This is a genomic window from Microbulbifer sp. TYP-18, from assembly GCF_040932045.1.
Classification (GTDB): Bacteria; Pseudomonadota; Gammaproteobacteria; order Pseudomonadales; family Cellvibrionaceae; genus Microbulbifer.
Genome location: NZ_JBFRBC010000002.1, coordinates 367,980 through 386,659, shown reverse-complemented (window position 1 = coordinate 386,659; position 18,680 = coordinate 367,980). Strand labels below are relative to the sequence as shown.

The following is an 18,680-nucleotide window of genomic DNA, read 5'->3' as shown; positions in this document are numbered from 1 at the left end:
TATTCTTACTGCCAGCGCCCCGACCAAATCACCGTAGCCGTAACAAGTGGTAGCCTGGTCCGCGCGGTTGGTAGAAGAGAGCGAACCGTAGCAGTTTCACAATAGCAGCCAATGAAAAAATGTCGACGGTGTGAACAAGTTGGCAATTTGAATGCAAAAAAATTGACGTAACGGTTAAAAATATCCGCAAACTGAGGTGGCGAAAACTCTGTTTTTATCGTAGGAAATGCTTTATTGGGCCTGTCCCGCAGTGACAAAATCCCGGCCTTTAATAAAATATCCAAAAGCCGAAATGTCAATTCAGACCGGTGTGTTGGGCTTGTGCCCGCCTCTGCAGAAATTCCAAAAATCAATGTGACCAAAAAACACTTGACCGTCAGCTTGAGTCGAGACGCTATTTCCAATCCCGGCATACAAAGACGGCCATTTACCCCCTGGCTGGAAAGCTGCCAAATATTTCTTGTTTGACAGTATTTTGACAAAAACCCCACAAGACACTGACACAAGACTCAATAGAATAGCGACACCCAAATCGCTGTAGATCATTGATGATGTGTCCGGATGTCGAACAGGCCGAAAGCTCCGGGTGGGCCTGGCCATTACTGTGTCGCCTTCGTGTTCCCTTCACTGGCTTTCTCGCTGCCGGTGGACTGGCAACCGGCGTCCACTGGGTCGTAATGGCTCTGGTTGTCTCTCTCACCGGCCAGCCCGCCATTGCCACTTTCGTCGGATCTGCGTCCGGCGCCGTGGCTAATTATGGCTTGCAACGCCAGCTGGCTTTTCCCAACGCCGGCAGTCACCGGCAGGCCTTTTCCCGCTATCTCCTGTCCTGTGCGTTGGCATGGGGCGCCAATCTGTCCTTTTTCATCCTGTTGAATCAGATTATGCAGGTTACCGTTATCGCCGCGCAGCTTGTCACCACTGCAATGGTGGCCGCCATGAATTTTGTCGTTTATAAAAGGTTGGTATTCAATGACAAATTATCTTAATCCCCTACCCGATCGGTACCAGGATTTGTTGCTGTCGATCGTAGTGCCCGTGTTTAACGAAAGCGCCATGCTGCCGGTATTTTTCCAGCAGGTCCTGCCCATCGTAAAGGCGCTGCCACTCAGGGTAGAACTGATATTCGTCGATGATGGCAGTGAGGACGACAGCGCGGAATATCTCAAGCGGGCCCTGCATAAGCATAGCGAACAAAAGCTGATTAAACTCAGCCGGAACTTTGGCAAGGAGGCCGCAGTGACTGCGGGGCTGGAACATGCCCGCGGGAATGCCGTGGTGATTATGGATGCCGATCTGCAGGACCCCCCGGAATATATACCGGTTATGGTGGATACCTGGTTGTCAGGCACCGATGTGGTGCTTATGCAACGCCATTCGCGGGTCGGCGAAACGCTGTTGAAACGGCTGAGTGCGCATTTATTTTACCGCTTGCTCAACCGGACCAGTCGTACCGAGATTCCGGTGGATACGGGGGATTTTCGCTTGATGAGCCGCCGTTCAGTCAATGCGCTGCTATCGCTGAAGGAGCGCAACCGTTATATGAAGGGCCTGTTTGCCTGGGTCGGCATGCCCACCAAAGTGATTCACTACGATCGGGCGCCCCGTGCTGCCGGGACAACCAAATGGAGCTTTTGGGGTCTTTTGGGGCTGGCCCTGGAGGGATTGACCTCCTTTTCCATCTCGCCATTGAGATGGGCGGCGGGAGTGGGACTCCTGGCCGCTGCCACCGGGGCATTGTTCGGCATCTGGATTGTGGCCAAAACCCTGTTGATCGGCGACGCCGCCGCCGGCTATCCGTCGCTGCTGGCCATTGTCACCTTCCTGGGTGGCGTGCAGCTGTTCAGCATCGGCCTTGTTGGGGAATATGTCGGCAAGACCTATATGGAGACAAAGCAGAGACCCGTCTATCTGGCCGAGGAAATTATTGCCAGCCCATCGGCAGGTAAAACGGCGAAAGTCCAACACAGGGAACCGGTGCAGCATGTCAAAGTGGTCTAATTACTGGTTCCTGGTTCTGGGGGCCGTCGCGATCAGTCGCCTGGCCGCTATGGCAGTATTGCCATTCGTGGATACGACCGAAGCGAGGTATGGGGAAATCGCCCGCCTGATGGCCGAGACGGGCGACTGGATCACCCCCTGGTTCGAGCCGGGAGTCCCGTTTTGGGGTAAACCGCCACTTTCGTTCTGGGCCCAGGCCGCTGCCATAAAAGCACTTGGATTAAGTGAATTCTCCCTTCGCCTTCCCTCCCTGCTGGTTACCGGTGCTATGGCACTTCTTGTCTGGCACCTCGCGCGGGAGTATCGGGGCGTGAACACAGCCCGCTGGGCTGTTGTGATCTTTGCCAGCATGGCGCTGCCCTATGTCAGTGCCGGGGCAGTGATGACTGATGCCTATTTCGCTTTGGGCACCACCCTGTCCCTGGCTGGATTCTATCTGGCGATACAGAAAGCCGGCAGCATCTGGGGCTGGTTGTTTTTTCTGGGGCTGGCAATTGGACTGCTGGCCAAAGGGCCATTGGCAGTGGTGCTGGTGGCCATACCCATAACCCTATGGATACTGTTTGGTCTTTGTCGTTTGCGAGAGCTGGCCATTCTGCCCTGGCGGGCGGGAACGCTGTTGACACTGGTGCTCGTGCTGCCCTGGTATTTATGGGCGGAAATCAAGACACCCGGGTTTCTGCACTACTTCCTGTTGGGTGAACATATCCTTCGCTTTATAGATCCCGGCTGGTCTGGTGACCTCTATGGTAATGCCCACCTGCAGCCCAAAGGCATGATATGGGTATTCTGGCTGTGGGCCAGTTTTCCCTGGGGAATTTTGTCGATACTCCTGAGGGTCTCTGCCGGCTCGAAAAGTGGCAATCTATTCGATCGGGAATTTTGGCGGGACAAGAAGCTGGTTTTTGTGTTGGCTTGTGCCCTGGGGCCGCTGCTGTTTTTTAGCCTCGCCAGCAATCTATTGTGGACCTATGTGCTGCCGTCATTGCCATTTAGCGCAGTGCTGATAGCCGCGCAGATTACACGGTACAGCAGGTCGCCATGTGGCAGACGCCTCCGCAACAGCCTGGCGCTGGTGTCGCCGCTTCTGTTGCTATCCGTCACACTGGCATATGGCCTGGGTGATTACAGATTGAAGAGTGAAAAGAGTCTGGTTGGCCACTATAATCAGCGCAGTGATGCCGGGCACAGCCTTTTGCTCTATTTGGGAGACTTGCCATTTTCCGCGCGTTTTTACTCTCGCGGAACCGCTCAGTCAGTAACTTATGCGCAATTGACAGCGATGTTGAAAAGCGGCAGCTATGATGAGTATTTTATTGCAATTCCCCGCGGGCGGCTAAGTGACGAAAGGTCTGCAATGCTTGCGGATACCGGTATCCGCGAGTTCAAAAATCGCAGATATGAACTGATTTCCATTGACCGCTCGACCCCTGATTCTGAGAGTTTGAGTAGTGCCGAATAGTACTGAAATAAGGGATTGCGGAACTAAAATCCGCCTTCTGATCGTGGAAGACCAAATCGATTTGGCTGAAAATCTATTTGAGTTTTTGGGAGAAGAGCGCTATGTGCTGGATTTTTCTCCGGACGGCCTTACCGCACTGCACTTGTTGGCCACCCATTCCTATGATGTGGTCGTTCTTGATCTGATGTTGCCGGGTGTAAATGGATTTGAATTATGCCGCAGAATCCGCGCGGACCTGAAATGTAAAGTGCCCATTATTCTTACCACAGCATTGGGTTCTCTGGCGGACAAAGAGAAGGGATTTTCCTGCGGTGCTGATGATTACCTGGTAAAGCCGTTTGAGCTGAGGGAATTACAGTTGCGTATAGAAGCTTTGTATCGGCGGAGCATACTAAAAGAGTCGGGGCTCAGGGCGGGAAGTGTCTCTTTTGATCCGGAAACCTTGACCGTTGAGCTATATGGAAAAAGTGTCCAGTTGACAGGTATTCCCGCCAAAATTTTTGAATTGCTGATAGGTGCCTATCCGAAGATTATCAGCCATGAAGTCATGCATGAGGCTATTTGGGGAGAGGATGGCAGCGAGCATGAAGGGCACAGCTTGCGCACACATATCTATGCCCTGAGAAAGATATTGCAGAGCAATTTTGACGTCGGCTTGATAAAAACCGTGCACGGGCGTGGCTATCAATTGATAACTATAGAGAAGAAGAGTGCGGCCAAATGAGGCAAAGCGCACTCTACACCCGTCTTCTGAAAACCATATATTTAATGGTTGCGATTACGGTGCTTATATGCGTACTGGCGGTGGAATTATTCTTTGAGGATGTGGAAAGCAGGGCTTTAAATTTTGAGTTGCAGGCGAATGCAGATTTTTTCAAGGCAAATATAGAGGGGAATAAATTCCAGCATTGGAAAACGGCTGATTTGGAAGCATTCTTCTTGCCCCAAGATGGAAGCGATGCCCGCCTTCCGGAATTATTCAGAGGTAGGGAGGCGCCGTCTTTTGATGAAGTGAAAATTGATGGAAAAACCTTTCTGATCACTGTTGAACAAGTTAATACTCCCTCCGGAAAGCTATATCTGGCTAAAGATTTTACCAGTATGGAGAGGCGCGAATTCATCGTCGAAGCTTTTCTGGTTTTATTCGCTGCTATTATGCTGGTGGCGGGGTTTTTCGTTTCAAAAGGAAGTGCGCGCCTATTAATAAAGCCCCTGGAAAAACTCTCCAGAGATATTCGCGTTGTAAAGCCGGGGGTTTCAATGCAACGGCTCAAGAGAGATTACCGTGATATAGAGTTTGTAAGGATTGCGGAATCCTTCAATTTGTTTCTGTCGGAACTAGAATTTCATATCAAGCGGGAAAAAGCTTTTGTCAAGCTGGCAAGTCATGAATTGCGTACTCCTCTGGCAGTTATCAGCGGCGCGCTGGAGATTCTGGAGCAGCGCCGCGATCTTACGGAAAAGGACCAAAAAACCCTGTCCAGAATTGGTAATGCGACCAGGACCATGCAGCAGGATACGGAGATGCTGTTGCAGTTGGCGCGCGGAAAGGCGGATGATGAAAACCTGACTCAGGTGAATGTGCCAAGGCTGGCCGAGGAGGTGGTAGCAGACTTGGGCAGCAGTAATCGCAGTTTTGCCAATCGGGCAGAAATTATTTCAGAAGCTTCTGTCCCCCGGATTTATACAAATCCCGTATTGGTGCGTATGCTGCTGCGCAATCTGATCAAGAATGCCCTGGTTCATACCCCCTCCAAGGTGGAGATACATCTGGACGAGGAGCAAATTCACATCAATGACTTTGGCGGCGGCCTTCCACCACCTATCGTCAGCAAGGTGACAAGCTCCAGCTACAAGGAATCGGGGGGCTTACAGGAAAGTAGTTTTGGGCTTCTGATCGTTCAGTTGATCTGCGAGCGCCTGAACTGGCAACTGGAAATTGCCCAGTCATCGAAAAGGGGTACACGCTTTGTCATTCATATGAATAGACCCCTACAGGAATAAGCCATGGAAGGACGTCGCCTACTCTAGCAGGTTGTTGAAAAAGGCATCCTGCCTGTTTCAAAACACGAAAAGTGAAAAATGTGATTTTCACTTTTCGCCCAAAATCAACGACTTAGGTGTCGGTGATTTTGCCGGAACATCCATGTTCCGGTACATAAGGCGACAATCCAATCGCTGATGGATCATCTATCGGAGTGCGGGTTCAATAATTGCTGTCACTGCTTCCAGGGTCGCTTGCAAGTTCTCCCAGTCGCAAAGCTCCCGGATTCGGAGCGCGCAATGGACAGGGTTAATGGACAGGGTTACAGAGCCGATGGATCACAACCAGTGGAGAAGCTTCTCCCCTTAAACCGCCGTTTTGTCCCGATCCTGGTATCCCAGCCGGCCCCCCATCCCCGCCCCGGCTGTCTCCCACCCATCCCATTTCGCCGCAGGGAATCCCGATTAACGTACTTTTAATCCGGGATATCCTGTTTGTCCCCACCACCGATTGATGTGCCCGCGAAACCGGGCAAACTGCGATTATGGCGTGCGCATCGCCAGGTTCGGGTGCCTGTGCCGGGTCTGGGCCGGCGGCAAAAGGGTAACCAAGCGACAGCGCCGATAGGCATAAATTACGCTTCAGTCAAAATATAAATACCATTCGGGGTAGTGTCGATGAGAAGAACAATTTTCCATAAGGATCGGCTGGCGCTGACCATTTCTGTCGCCCTGGGGGCCACCGCATGCCCGCAGCTTCTTGTGGCCCAGGAAGTAGACACGGGGCCGCTGGAGGAGATTACCGTAACTGGCATTCGCGCCAGTCTGACCCGGTCCATGGACGTGAAGCGGGACAGTAAAGGTATTGTCGATGCCATCTCAGCGGAGGATATCGGCAAGTTTCCGGATACCAATCTGGCGGAATCCCTGCAGCGCATCACCGGTGTGTCCATTGACCGCCAAAATGGTGAGGGTAGTAAGGTCACTGTGCGCGGTATTGATCCCGAGTTTAACCTGGTGACCCTCAATGGCCGGCAGCTGGCCCGCACCACCGGTGGCCGCTCCTTTGACTTCCAGAATATCGCCTCCGAAATGGTCACCGGGGTATCCGTGGCCAAGAGCAGCAATGCACTGGTGCCCAGTGGCGGTATCGGTTCCACCATCAACTTGCTGACCGCGCGCCCGCTGGAGATCGGCGAGCGCCGCATCAACTTTGCCGCCAAAGGCGTATTGGACGAGTCCTCCCAGGAAGGCGGCATCACCCCGGAATATTCCGGCTTCTACTCCGACACTTTTGCCGAGGGCACTTTTGGTGTGGCCATTTCTGCCAGCGTGGCGGAGCGCGAGAGCGGCAGCCAGCAGGCACTGGTGGGCACCGGCTGGCGCAGCTTTCCTGGCAGTGTGGATCAAAATTATGATGCGGGCACTGGCGATTGGGGCGGTGTGCCCCAGGACAACCAAGTGAACCGGCCCGGTCCCGACGACATCTATTCGGTGCCGCAGACCACCATCTACAAGTTTGAGGAACAGCAGCGCAAGCGTTCCAATGGCCAGTTGGTGTTGCAGTGGGCACCCAATGACGATATCACCGCGACCCTGGACTATATGCACTATGCCAACGATATCGCCAAGCAGCACAATGATATCTCCGCCTGGTACACTTTTGCGCCGTCAGAAAACGTCTGGACCGACGGTCCAGTGGCGTCGCCGCTCATCTACTCGGAAACCTATGACACACCCCAGGATCTGTCCATGGGCGCGGGCAGTGTGGCCGAAGCCTATCGCGGCGACACATTGGGGTTGAACCTGCAGTGGCAGCTCAATGAGCGCCTTTCCCTGGCATTGGATACACATCACTCCGAGGCCGAGCGGCGCCCGGACAGCCCCTGGGGCTCCAATGTCACCCTTTCCACTGCGGCGTTTATCCGCACCAGCGCCACCACGGATTTTACCGGGGAGCTGCCGGCGCTGGCGGTAGGCGGCGGCAACGCGGTTAAGCCATCGGATATGCGAATTACCGGCAGTGTGTTTGGCAATTCCCGTGATTTTTCTGAAATCGACGCCTACCACTTCAGCGGCAACTTTGAATTCAATGAATCCTCCGATATCGATTTTGGTATCAGCAGCCAGGAAGTGACCAATCACTCCCAGTCTGTGAATGTGCAGCGCAATGCCTGGGGGGGTGTGGGCGCGGAGGGGGATTTTGATGATTCCTTCTTCCCCGCTGACAGTATTCAGGACAAATTCGATATTTCCACCGGTGATTTCTCCGAGATTGGTGGCGCAGACATTCAGGACATCTATTTCGCGTGGGATTTTGACCGGGTGCGCGCGCGGGCGGAAGAACTCTACGGCGACCAATTAGAGTCGGGTTTTATAGGTGACTGTGGCACCCAATTCTGTCCCTCTACGGATTACAGCGCCGATGTGGACCGCTTGACCACCGAAACCACCACGGCTTTTTACACCCAATACAACTTTGAATCCGCACTGGGCTCCATGCCTTTCGACGTTCATCTCGGTCTGCGCTACGAGGACACGGAAGTTGATTCCACATCTGCAGCCATTATTTATGATGCGGCGGACTGGATTGCGGCAACTGAGATAGCACTGGTGCCCACTGGTGAGCGCCAATTTTTTACCGACAAGGGTGGTTATGACTACTGGTTACCGAGTTTTAACCTAAATTTTGAACTGCGCGATGACCTGTTTGTACGCGCGGCCGCCAGCAAGACCATAGGCCGCCCGGACTACAACTCCATCAAGGGTGGTACTACCCTGGGGACCCTGGGCAACCGCAATGAATTTGGCGGTTCTACTGGCACTCCTGCATTGTTGCCATTGGAATCGGTCAATCTGGATCTCTCCGTTGAATGGTACTACGGCGAGTCCAGCTATGCCTCCATCGGCTTGTTTAAGAAGGAGATCTCCAACTTTATCACCCAGGTTAAGGAGGAGCAGAATTTCTTTGGTATAGCGAATCCGGCCGACGGCGCTTGGTACAACGAAGCCGTGGAAGCGGTGGGAACCGATGCGCTGGCGATAAAGCGGTATATCGCCGAAAACTATGGTAGCAGTGAATTTGTCACTGTCGCCATAGATCCGGAAACCGGCGATATTGATCCGTCGAAAACTGTGATCAGAGGTAACCCGGAAACCGATGAATTGGTGAAGTTCCTAATCGACACGCCGGTCAATAGCGACCGCGACGAAACCGTGGATGGCCTGGAACTTGCAGTGCAACATGTCTTTGGTGAGACCGGCTTTGGGGTGATCCTCAACTACACCATGGTGGACTCCGGCCTGGAGTACAACCCCTACCTGTTGGAGGACCAGGAGGCGCTGGTTGGTCTCAGCGACTCCGCGAACCTGATTGCCTTCTACGATAAAAATGGCCTGCAGGCGCGGGTGGCTTACAACTGGCGCGATGACTTCCTGAACTCCCGCGGCCAGGGCACCGGCGCCAACCCGCAGTTCACCGAAGCCTACCAGCAGGTGGACCTGAATGTGAGCTACGATGTGCCGCAGTTGCAAGGTCTGCAAGTGTTTCTGGAGGGCTTGAACGTGACCGAGGAATACAGTCGTGTTCACGGGCGCGCCAGGGAGCAGGTGCTCGGTGTTTACCAGGGTGGAGCCCGCTGGCAATTGGGTGCGCGCTACGCATTCTGATAGCATCCTGGAATAATGCAGAGAGCTATGGAAAGCCGCTGATTCCCAGCGGCTTTTCTGTTGACGGAGACGGCCCGGCGAGTCAATGGCAATGTCCCTTTGTGTGGCCCAGTTTCCAACCGGTGGTTACAAGAGTATGAGTAGGCTTGACCCGACAACCCGACACCTGGTGATCGTTGGAGGCGGTAGTGCCGGCTGGCTTACGGCCGCCCTGTTGGGGGCCGAATTCGCCGCTGACCCGGATAGTGGTGTGCGGATAACACTGGTGGAGTCCCCCCAGATACCCACAGTGGGTGTGGGTGAGGGCACCTGGCCGTCCATGCGCGGAACCTTAAAGCGCATAGGGATTGCGGAAACCGAGTTTCTGCGTCAGTGCGATGCCAGCTTCAAACAGGGCAGCCGTTTTATCGACTGGGTCAGCGGCGCGGGGGAGGAATACTTCCACCCGTTCACTCCTCCGGTGGCTTTTCAACAATTGAATCTGGCACCCTACTGGCAGGCGTACCGGGATCAGGTCTCCTATGCGGACGCTGTGTGCGGACAGGCCCAGGTCAGCCGCGGCTGCCTGGCACCCAAGATGCTATCCACGGCGGAATACGCCTTTGCGCTGAATTATGGTTACCACCTGGATGCGGCCAAGTTTGCCGCTTTTCTGCAGCGCCACTGCACGGAAAAGCTTGGGGTTGTCCACCGGCGGGAGCGGATTACCCGCATACAGAATGACCCCGATGGTTATATTGCACTCCTGCACATGGAATCGGGCGCTCAATTGCAGGGGGATTTATTTGTAGACTGCAGCGGCGCGGCGGCGCTGCTGATTGGCGAGCATTACGGTATTGGGGTCCGGCCCCAGGGGCGGACGCTGTTCAACGATCGCGCCCTGGCGACCCAGGTCGCCTATGCGCAGGAGGACAGCCCCATCGCCTCCTGTACCCATTCCAGCGCCAGGGATGCGGGCTGGGTCTGGGATATCGGTCTGCCCTCCCGGCGCGGTGTCGGCTACACCTACTCCAGTGCCCACAGTACGGATGCCCAGGCGGAGCAGGTGTTGCGTGACTATATCCAGCGAAACGGTGGCGGGGACCTGCTCACCGAGCCGCGGCAGATCCGCTTCAACCCCGGCTATCGGGAGAAGTTCTGGCACCGGAACTGCGTCGCCATCGGCATGGCGGCGGGCTTTATCGAGCCGTTGGAAGCTTCGGCGCTGGTAATGGTGGAAAAGTCGGCCCAGATGCTGGCCGAGCAGTTGCCGCCGAATCGCGCCGCCATGGCGGCGGTGGAGCGCCGCTTCAACCGGCGTTTCAGCGCGCACTGGCAACGTATTATCGATTTCCTCAAACTGCACTATGTACTGTCGAAGCGGGAGGACAGCGATTATTGGCGCGACCACCGCACGGCGGCGGGCATCCCTGACAGCTTGCGGGAGGCGCTGGAAATCTGGCGTCTTTACCCGGCCTCGCTGAATGACGCGGTGATGGCGGATGAGTTGTTTCCAGCGGCCAGTTACCAGTATGTACTGTCCGGTATGGGACTGATATCGGCGACGGAGGCATTTTCGCGGCGTCGCAAAGACACGGCGGAGGCGGAGCGGCTTTTTCGCGAAAATGCCGAGCAGACCAGGAAAATGCAGCGGGCCCTGCCCACCAATCGGAACCTGCTGCGGCAGCTCAGGGAGGTGGCGCTGCCAACTATTTAGACCCTGGCAGGTTACCAGGGCATCGAATGAATCAGAAGTGCCCCAGGCCCCGTTAAAAGTGGTTGTTCGACAGGCTGCCGGGGGGGCTCCGCTCACGCGGGGTTGCAGAATTGGATAAGTATAACGAGGTAAATATGACCAAGGCGGTACCACTCAACAGCGTTGACCACAGCGAGCTTCGCGTTATTACGGAGCGCTCTGCGGCCTACGGCGACGACGTCTGGTATGCACTGACGTTTCCACTTGAATTCCGCTCTCTGCAGGCTAGCTATCCAATTTTCTTTCAGAAGGATGCGCGCACGGGAAAATTTCTCTGCCTGGCGTTGCTGGGCTTTACTGAGGGCGAAAACCTGTATCTGCGCGATGGCCGCTGGGACGCCTCCTATGTGCCGCTGGCTATCCGCCGCCAGCCATTTCTCATCGGCCGCCAGACGGTTTTCGAAGAGGGTCAGGAAAAAAATCAGCGGGTGGTTCACATCGATCTGGAAAATCCGCGGGTGAACAGTGAAAAAGGCGAAGCCCTGTTTTTGCAACACGGCGGCAATTCGCCCTACCTGGACCAGGTGGCGGACATGCTGGAAGCCATTCACCAGGGGCTGGGCCAGAACGAGGGGTTTATTGCCGCACTGCTGGCCCACGAGCTGCTCGAATCCTTCACCCTCGATATCACCCTGGACAATGGTGAGCGCAACCAGCTGGTGGGCTTTTACACCATCAATGAGGACCGGCTGCGGCAACTGGACGGAGAAACGCTGGCACAGTTGCACAGTGCCGGTTATCTGGAGGCGATTTTTATGGCGATGGCATCGCAGTCCAATGTGCGCCGGCTGATGGATGAGAAAAACCGCCGGGTGGCCGGCGGGTGATTCCGGTGGATACGAGGGGCGAGGACCTGTTTGCTGCCCTGCCGCCGGTGGCGGAAATGGACAAGTTGCCTGCGGACAGTATCGCCGGGAAAATTCGCGGACTTTCTCAGCCATTGGTGATACGGGATTTCTGTGCCCATTGGCCTGCAGTGGTGGCCGGTCGTGCAGCGCCGCGGCAGGCGGCCGACTATCTGCGCGGTCACTATAAGGGTGTGCCGGTATCCGCCTGTTATGGCGCCCCGGAAACCGGCGGCCGGGTGTTTTACAATGAGGAACTGAGCGGTTTCAATTACCGGAGTGTGCGCGAGGACCTGAACCGGGTTCTGGACGATATTCTCGCCTGTGCCCATAGTGAAAAACCGCCAATGATTTACATGGCCTCTACCGATGTGGGCCACTGGTTCCCCGGTTTCGCCGCCGAAAACGATGCGGGAATTAGCCAGTTGAACCCGACAGGATTTCTGTGGCTGGGCAATCGCGTACGGATTGCCGCACACTACGATTTGCCCGACAACCTGGCCTGTGTAATCGCCGGTCGCCGCCGCTTCACCCTGTTTCCACCGGAGCAGATCGCCAACCTTTACCCCGGCCCACTGGAGTTTGCCCCGGGCGGTCAGGAAATCAGTTTGGTGGATTTACACAACCCAGACTTCGAGCGTTTTCCGCGTTTCCAGGAGGCCCTGGCCTCTGCGCAGGTGGCCGAGTTACATCCGGGTGATGCCCTGTTCCTGCCGGGCATGTGGTGGCATCACGTGGAGAGCCTGGATTCCTTCAACCTGCTCTACACCCAGTGGTGGCGGGACTCACCGGCCTATATGGGCCGCCCCATGAATGCCCTTCTGCACGGGATTCTGAGTATTCGCGATCTGCCGGAAAGGCAGCGCGACGCCTGGAAGGCACTGCTGGATTACTATGTGTTCGATGCGGATGGCGCCGACCACATAGCGGAGCCCGCAAGGGGCGTGCAGAGGCGGCCACTCAGTGAATTGCAGGCGCGCCGGCTGCGGGCGGAACTGCTCAACAGGCTGAAGCGCTGACGACGGGATTGGGCAGGGCCTGGCTATTTTTAACCGAGACGTCAAGTAATGACTGAAAATCCTATCAAAAAAGTTGTCATCGCCGGTGGCGGCACCGCTGGCTGGATGACAGCCGCTGCCCTGGCTAAATTGATCGGCAAGCACCTGGACATCCGCCTGATCGAGTCCGACGCCATCGGCACTGTGGGTGTCGGCGAGGCAACCATTCCCACCCTGCACATTTTTCACCAGTTGCTGGGGTTGAAAGAGCAGGAGGTGATGGCGGCGACCAACGCTACCTTCAAGCTGGGCATCATGTTCGAAAACTGGCGCGATATTGGCGTCGATTATCTGCACTCCTTCGGCTCCCTGGGCAAGGATTGCTGGGCGGCGCAATTCCATCACTTTTGGCGCAAGGGGCTGGACAAAGGGATCGATTTTGAGATCGGCGACTATTGCAAAGAACACCTGGCCGCCCGTTCACACCGCTTCGCCGCCCTGCCCAATCAGGATCGCAACCACGCCTATCACCTGGATGCCTCTCTGTATGCGCGCTATCTGCGTGGTTTTGCCGAAACCCATGGGGTAAGCCGCACCGAGGGCCAGATCCTGGAGGTACAGCTCAACCGGGACAATGGTTTTATCGAGGCACTGCACCTGGACACTGGCGAGTGTGTGGAGGGGGATCTGTTTGTCGACTGTACCGGTTTTCGCGGGCTGCTGATCGAGGGCGCACTGCACAGCGGCTACCACGACTGGACCCACTGGCTGCCCTGTGACCGTGCCATCGCAGTGCAGACGGCGACGGTTGCGCCACCGGTCCCCTATACCCGCTCCATTGCGCGGGAATCCGGCTGGCAGTGGCGAATACCACTGCAAAGCCGGGTGGGCAATGGGCTGGTGTATTGCAGCAGGTATATGGACGAACAGCAGGCAAGCTCGCAACTGCTGGAGAATCTTGAGGGGGAGCCAATCAGCGATCCCCGGGTGATCCCCTTCCGCACCGGAACCCGGCGCAGGCACTGGAACAAAAACTGTATCGCTATCGGGCTGTCGGCCGGTTTTATCGAGCCGTTGGAGTCCACCAGTATCCACTTGATTCAGCGCAGTGTCGTGCGCCTGATGCAGTTGTTTCCTTCGCGGGGAATCTGTGTGGCGGATGTCAATGAATTCAATGCGCAAACGATCCATGAAATGGAATATATCCGCGACTTTATTGTGCTGCATTACCATGTCACTGAACGCAGCGACAGCAAATTCTGGCGCTACTGTCGCTCGATGCCGATTCCCGACAGCCTGGCCCATCGCCTGGAGATGTTTCGAGACAGCGGCAGTTTGTTTAAATACGAGGCGGACCTGTTTGGCGTGGCATCCTGGGTGCAGGTGATGCTCGGCCAGGGATTGATGCCCGCCCGTCACCACCCCATCGCCGACCTGATGGGGGATGCGGAGCTGGCCAGTTTTCTCGACAATATTCGCCAGCAGGTGCGCCGTCAGGTGGAAAATCTGCCCGGCCATCTGGACTTTCTGGATCACTACTGCAAGGCGCAGACTGTGTGAGCGAGGCCGGCAGCAAAAAAGCGCCTGCCCTTATCGGCAGCGGAAGGCGGATCGGCACCGAGCGCACTCCGGTGCTGGTCATCGACGGCTTCACCCCCTGGACCGAACCGTTGCGGCGCAACGCCCATGCCGGTAGTTTTGCCGAGGATGGCGCCACCCTGTATCCGGGCCTGCGCGCCAAAATGCCGAGGGAGCCGGCGCTGGCGGTGCTGGAGAGGGTTTATCGGCAGCTGTATGGACTTTACCGGATTCCGAGTAGTTTGCGCCTGAAGCCCTTGCAGGCGTATTTTTCTCTGGTAACCCGATCCCCGGCGGAACTGGATACGCTCCAGCGCATACCCCACTTCGACACTTCGTCCCCTTTTTTCTTTGCCCTGTTGTTGTACCTCAATCCCGGCAGTCACGGGGCCACCGGTTTTTTTCGTCACAAGCCCACGGGTTACGAGCGTATCGGCGACGACCGTGTGGATTCCTATTTGGTGTCTGCCAGTGAGTATATGCAGAGTGCCGGAGCGCCTGCGCAACAATACTGCACTGGGACCACGGGTCAATATGAGCTGTACCATCAAATTGAATATCTTCAGCACCGCCTGGCAATCTACCCGGGCAATCTGTTGCATTCGATCCTGGTGGATTCAGAGCGTGATATCTGTGCCGACCCCACCAGGGGACGTCTCACGGCCAATATTTTCTTCGAATTCCGCTGAGTCCCGGTCGCCTACGATTTGTACCTCCTTGCCGAAAAGCGGCCTTTAGGCTGGTGCTTTTGTGTTACAAGGTCACCTGGGCCCCACTATTTTTGGGGCGGCCATCCAACCGGTGAGGGGTCATCGATTAGATGGTCGGGTTAATAAAAGTGCAGTTTGAGGAATAAGAACAATGGCAACACTGGGAACCAATGTCGAGACGGGTTCGCTCGATACCAAACAGCGGGAAGCTTCCGGCTACCGGTTTGCGCTGGTCGCGCTCACCTCGCTGTTTTTTATGTGGGGCTTTATCACCTGCTTGAACGATATTCTCATTCCGCACCTGAAGGGTGTGTTCGATCTGAACTATGCCCAGGCGATGCTGGTGCAGTTCTGCTTCTTCGGGGCATATTTTCTCGTTTCACTGCCGGCCGGTTCGCTGGTGAGTCGGATTGGCTATCAGCGTGGCATAGTGGTTGGCCTGTCGGTGGCAGTGGTCGGATGCCTGCTGTTTATCCCCGCTGAACGACTGCAGGCTTATCCGCTGTTTCTGTTTGCCCTGTTCGTGTTGGCGGCGGGGATTACTGTGTTGCAGGTGTCGGCGAACCCCTATGTGACCGCGCTCGGCAGCGAGCGCACCGCCGCCAGTCGCTTAACCCTGACCCAGGCGTTCAACTCCCTGGGCACTACAGTGGCGCCATTTTTTGGTGCCATGCTGATCCTCTCAATCGCTATCCCCGCCGGTGGGGAAGCGGCGGCGGCCCAGCGGGCCTCCGCGGTCGAGGGGCCCTACTTAATGCTGGCCGCGGCCCTGGCGGCCCTAGCGGTGACTTTTGCATTGCTGAAGTTGCCGCGTATCGACAGCCATAAGGTGGTGACCGGTCTAAACGACTTCGCCGCCTTTGGTAAAACCCTCGCGCACCGCCACCTGTTTCTCGGTGCCATCGCGATTTTCCTCTATGTCGGCGCGGAAGTTTCTATTGGCAGTTTTCTGGTTAACTTCCTCTCCGAAGACTCCATAGCCGGTATCAGCGAACAACAGGCGGCGTTTTATGTCTCCCTGTATTGGGGCGGAGCCATGGTAGGCCGCTTTATCGGTGCCGCCGTGATGCGCTATGTTTCCGCCGGTGCTGTGCTGGGCGCCTGCTCGCTGGGTGCCTGCGTGCTGCTCGCTATCACCATCCTCGGCAGTGGCCGGGTGGCCATGTGGGCAGTGCTGGCGATCGGTTTGTGCAATTCGGTGATGTTTCCGACTATTTTCAGCCTGGCACTGGCCCGCCTCGGTGCTCTGACCAGCCAGGGTTCAGGTATCCTCTGTATGGCGATTGTCGGCGGCGCTCTGGTGCCGGTGCTCCAGGGATTGCTGGCGGACCGGATTGGCATTCAGCTGGCGTTTGTGCTGCCGATCTTCTGCTATCTATACATCTTTTACTATGGTGCGGCTGGCCACCAGGTGCGCGGGGCTCGGTAAGTTCCGTCGCCGTGTGGCGGATCGTCGGAAACAGTTCTCCCCTATTTGCCGCCAGCGGGGTTCAAAGTGTGGACCCTCTGGCGTGGCCCGCCCCCTTATCCGGTTGGCAAAAAAACCTCGTATTTATTTTTTCAACCTGCTTTCGTCCGCATCTACTCCTCAACTCTTAGGGGCAGATCAAGCACCCGTGCTGAGAAAAGCCAGGTAAGGCTTTTTCCGCAACCTGTCGCGCCCCCAAGCCCCTCTATGCACCGGGTCTATACTGCGGTGGTGGTTGCGGTAAAGGTTATTTCCAAGAGATTTTTCCGCGTGTCGGTTTGAAATTGCCGACTGCTCTCCATGATTTTTTTGGCGTTGAACTGAACCCAATTGCCATTGCTGAGAACGCCAATGGGTTTTGGTGGCTCTGCGGGCAAGGTCAATGCTCCGGGAGAATAGAGTATGTTGAAGCTGTCAGATTTTTTTATTTTATCCGCTGTGGCGGTGTCTTTTGCACTATCGGGTTTTCTCTGGTTCAACGGTTATCGGGAGCAGGGGTTGTTTACCTCCCTTTGGGTACCCAGCATTCTCGCTTTTGGGATCTATTTCAAAGTGTCGGCCATTCTGACACGGGGATGAGGGAAAATGTCCGATTCAATGCTGCTGGCGATAGCGGCGGGGGTCTTCCTACTGTTGTTGGTGGGTATCGCCCTGACCATTTATGAGTTTCACAAGGCGGGGGCGGAGCCGGTCGCAGATACCCGTGACAGGTCCGACATACGGGGCCGCTGATACCACCCGCCTGGCTGCCATGATGCGTTTGCGGTTGGGGATCAGTTTTCGCTGTCGAGAAGGGCGCTGTAGCCCGCGCGGAAGTCCGGAAACTTCATCTGGTAACCGCTTGCCAGCATGAGTCTGTTATTGAGTTTTTTCGATTGCCGCCCACAACTTTGCACAAATTCGCGCAGGTGTGCACTGGTGTAGCCCATCGCCTTGGCGAGCCATTGCTGTAATTCGTGCAGCGGCACCGGCGTGCAATCGGAACCGATGTAAAGTTGTTCCGGCGACCAGCCCAGCCGCTGCTGCGTAATCAGGTGGGTCAGGAAACCGACACAGTCATCCACGTGGATGCGATTGGTGAACTGCGTGGGTTCGGCCGGGGCACAGCGTCCGGCGCGCACCTGTGAGAGCATCCGGTCGCGACCCGGACCATAGATACCGGCGAAACGCACCACACAGACTGTCGGTGCGGCCCTGCGAATGATTTCCTCTGCCGCCAGCAGTTTATCCCCCTGAAAGTTGGCGGGGGACGCGGGTGTGCTTTCGTCGATCAGTTGATCGCTGTTCTGGCCGTAAACCCGTGTGGACGATACCCAGATCAGCAGCCGCGGTGGGCGGGGCAGTTTCGGCAGCACCTCTGCCAGGGTGGTGGCGGTATCCACATAGGCGTGCTGATAACCATTGGGAGAGCGGTCCTTGGGGGTAAAAGTGGCCAGTATCACATCCGCGCCATCGGCGAGCAGTTCCGCGACGGCCTCTTTGTTGGTGGCATCCCCCCGGCGCCACTGCAGAGCACCGGCGCGGCGCCTGCGTGCCAAAGCCACCAGTGGATTGCGACGCACACCGTAGACGGAGAATTCCCGCTTGGGCAACTGCGCAGCCAACCGCGCCCCCAGATCCCCGCAGCCAAATATCCAAACTTTTTCTTGAGCCATATCAGTACACGGGCGGTCGGGCCGCTACTGCGTCCCCCCAATGCCGCGATCCTTGTTGAAACTTTGAACCCCCGTGTGGCTGCCCGGTGAATACCGTTTGGAGAAACCCCGCCTTTGAAGAGGGGTTTCTCCAGGCTGCCCTGAAAACTGCTAGCGGTTCATGCGCCTGATCATTCGGTAAATGAACAGCAGGATGATTGCGCCAACCACCGCGGTGACAATGTCACCGGGACCAAAACCTGTCACCGGTCCACCGATACCCACCATGGAACCCAGCCAGCCGCCAATAAATGCGCCGACAATGCCAATCACCATGGTGACGATCCAGCCACCGGGATCCGGTCCCGGCATAATCCATTTGGCCAGTGCGCCGGCGATAAGACCCAAGATAATCCAGGATAAAATGCCCATAGCAAGCCTCCGTTCTAGTCGTTCCTCTATATATAGCAAAAGTTAGCGCCTAATTCCTTATTTGCCTGCCAATATTGGAAAAATCTACCAACTTTTACACCCTCTCAGTGACCGGATCACACTATACGCCCTTCTTGGCACCTTGTTGGATCGAGCTTGCCGCAC

16 protein-coding genes are annotated in these 18,680 nt (G+C 56.1%); 13 read left to right on the top strand and 3 right to left on the bottom strand.

The window, feature by feature from the left end; genetic code table 11:
• The first annotated feature begins 548 nt into the window (after positions 1–548).
• The 12 genes from ABVT36_RS03765 to ABVT36_RS03710 all read left to right on the top strand — a co-directional run bounded on the left by ABVT36_RS03765 (position 549) and on the right by ABVT36_RS03710 (position 16,410).
• On the top strand, positions 549–989 hold the full coding sequence (locus ABVT36_RS03765; RefSeq protein WP_368455334.1) for a GtrA family protein: 441 nt from the start codon (positions 549–551) through the stop codon (positions 987–989).
• A complete protein-coding gene (locus ABVT36_RS03760) occupies positions 973–2,001 on the top strand; it encodes a glycosyltransferase family 2 protein (RefSeq protein WP_368455333.1) in 1,029 nt (342 codons plus the stop codon). Before ABVT36_RS03765 ends, ABVT36_RS03760 begins: the two co-directional genes overlap by 17 nt.
• Positions 1,985–3,463, top strand: a complete 1,479-nt coding sequence (locus tag ABVT36_RS03755; protein ID WP_368455332.1) for an ArnT family glycosyltransferase — start codon at positions 1,985–1,987, stop codon at positions 3,461–3,463. Before ABVT36_RS03760 ends, ABVT36_RS03755 begins: the two co-directional genes overlap by 17 nt.
• The gene (locus tag ABVT36_RS03750) at positions 3,453–4,187 is read left to right on the top strand and encodes a response regulator transcription factor (RefSeq protein WP_368455331.1); all 735 of its coding nucleotides are present in this window, start codon (positions 3,453–3,455) and stop codon (positions 4,185–4,187) included. The genes ABVT36_RS03755 and ABVT36_RS03750 overlap by 11 nt, the downstream gene beginning before the upstream one ends.
• Entirely contained in the window at positions 4,184–5,467 is a 1,284-nt protein-coding gene (locus ABVT36_RS03745) for a sensor histidine kinase (protein ID WP_368455330.1), read from the top strand. Before ABVT36_RS03750 ends, ABVT36_RS03745 begins: the two co-directional genes overlap by 4 nt.
• 657 nt (positions 5,468–6,124) lie before the next feature.
• Complete coding sequence (locus ABVT36_RS03740) at positions 6,125–9,115, top strand: TonB-dependent receptor (RefSeq protein ID WP_368455329.1); 2,991 nt, start codon at positions 6,125–6,127, stop codon at positions 9,113–9,115.
• Positions 9,116–9,251: 136 nt separating this feature from the next.
• Positions 9,252–10,811 carry a tryptophan halogenase family protein gene (locus tag ABVT36_RS03735; RefSeq protein WP_368455328.1) on the top strand — a complete coding sequence of 520 codons (1,560 nt, stop codon included), beginning with the start codon at positions 9,252–9,254 and terminating at the stop codon, positions 10,809–10,811.
• A gap of 110 nt (positions 10,812–10,921) precedes the next feature.
• The gene (locus tag ABVT36_RS03730; protein WP_368455327.1) at positions 10,922–11,677 is read left to right on the top strand and encodes a SapC family protein; all 756 of its coding nucleotides are present in this window, start codon (positions 10,922–10,924) and stop codon (positions 11,675–11,677) included.
• Between the two features lie 5 nt (positions 11,678–11,682).
• Positions 11,683–12,714 carry a cupin-like domain-containing protein gene (locus ABVT36_RS03725; protein WP_368455326.1) on the top strand — a complete coding sequence of 344 codons (1,032 nt, stop codon included), beginning with the start codon at positions 11,683–11,685 and terminating at the stop codon, positions 12,712–12,714.
• A gap of 48 nt (positions 12,715–12,762) precedes the next feature.
• A complete protein-coding gene (locus ABVT36_RS03720) occupies positions 12,763–14,253 on the top strand; it encodes a tryptophan halogenase family protein (RefSeq protein WP_368455325.1) in 1,491 nt (496 codons plus the stop codon).
• On the top strand, positions 14,250–14,960 hold the full coding sequence (locus ABVT36_RS03715; RefSeq protein WP_368455324.1) for a DUF6445 family protein: 711 nt from the start codon (positions 14,250–14,252) through the stop codon (positions 14,958–14,960). The genes ABVT36_RS03720 and ABVT36_RS03715 overlap by 4 nt, the downstream gene beginning before the upstream one ends.
• Before the next feature lie 172 nt (positions 14,961–15,132).
• Positions 15,133–16,410 (top strand): sugar MFS transporter, encoded by a 1,278-nt coding sequence (locus ABVT36_RS03710; RefSeq protein WP_368455323.1) that lies wholly within the window; start codon positions 15,133–15,135, stop codon positions 16,408–16,410.
• Between the two features lie 257 nt (positions 16,411–16,667).
• Here the strand turns inward: ABVT36_RS03710 and ABVT36_RS03705 are convergent, their stop codons facing one another.
• Positions 16,668–16,928, bottom strand: a complete 261-nt coding sequence (locus ABVT36_RS03705; protein ID WP_368455322.1) for a hypothetical protein — start codon at positions 16,926–16,928, stop codon at positions 16,668–16,670.
• 106 nt (positions 16,929–17,034) lie between these two features.
• On the opposite strand from ABVT36_RS03705, the gene ABVT36_RS03700 reads away from it, so the two are divergent.
• Entirely contained in the window at positions 17,035–17,181 is a 147-nt protein-coding gene (locus ABVT36_RS03700; RefSeq protein WP_368455321.1) for a hypothetical protein, read from the top strand.
• Positions 17,182–17,222: 41 nt separating this feature from the next.
• Here ABVT36_RS03700 and ABVT36_RS03695 read toward each other — a convergent pair whose 3' ends face one another.
• A complete protein-coding gene (locus tag ABVT36_RS03695; RefSeq protein ID WP_368455320.1) occupies positions 17,223–18,104 on the bottom strand; it encodes a sugar nucleotide-binding protein in 882 nt (293 codons plus the stop codon).
• Between the two features lie 150 nt (positions 18,105–18,254).
• Complete coding sequence (locus tag ABVT36_RS03690; protein WP_367149936.1) at positions 18,255–18,515, bottom strand: GlsB/YeaQ/YmgE family stress response membrane protein; 261 nt, start codon at positions 18,513–18,515, stop codon at positions 18,255–18,257.
• Positions 18,516–18,680: the final 165 nt, after the last annotated feature.